This is a genomic window from Streptococcus agalactiae ATCC 13813 (genome assembly GCF_000186445.1).
Lineage (GTDB): Bacteria > Bacillota > Bacilli > Lactobacillales > Streptococcaceae > Streptococcus > Streptococcus agalactiae.
This window is the reverse complement of the sequence record NZ_GL636070.1, coordinates 2020823-2021476: the sequence shown is the minus strand read 5'-3', so window position 1 is coordinate 2021476 and position 654 is coordinate 2020823. Positions and strand designations below refer to the sequence as shown.

The following is a 654-nucleotide window of genomic DNA, read 5'->3' as shown; positions in this document are numbered from 1 at the left end:
CAGATAAATCATCATTTAGCTGAGCTAATCGATGCTCAATTTGCTCACTTGCTTGAAGATAATGAATTATATAAGTCGACCTTTTCAGAAATTGGTGAAATAGTGGGCGGTGGTACGCCATCTAAAAAGGTAGATGATTACTGGAATGGTGATATCCCATGGCTTTCTCCAAAAGATTTATCATTAAATCCTGCTATGTTTACAGGTAGAGGTCAAAATTCAATCACTGAGCTTGGCTATAAGAAGAGCAGCGCTAAGTTAATGCCTCGGAATTCAATACTTTTCAGTTCCCGCGCTCCAATTGGTTATATCACCATAGCAGAAAATGATATTTCAACTAACCAAGGTTTTAAGTCAATCATTCCCAAACCTGAATACCCATATACTTTCGTGTATGAACTCTTGAAACAGGAAACTCCTTCCCTCGAGAGTAGTGCTTCAGGTTCTACATTTAAAGAGGTATCTGGAACTCATTTGAAGAACCATGAGATTCGAATTCCGTCCCATTCAGCAATAATTAAGTTTCATGAGTCAGTTAAGCCACTATTCAAGACAATTAATTTGAATGAGAAAGAGATTCAAAAGCTAATCGAAGTGCGCGATCTTTTACTACCAACGCTTATGTCAGGCGAAATATCAGTCTCTGATTAAGCC

The 654-nt window shown here is 37.9% G+C and carries 1 protein-coding gene; it reads left to right on the top strand.

Annotation, left to right across the window (positions count from 1 at the left end; genetic code table 11):
- The coding region (locus HMPREF9171_RS104005) for a restriction endonuclease subunit S (protein WP_000302119.1) at positions 1–651 on the top strand (651 nt) is incomplete at its 5' end.
- Positions 652–654 lie beyond the last annotated feature (3 nt).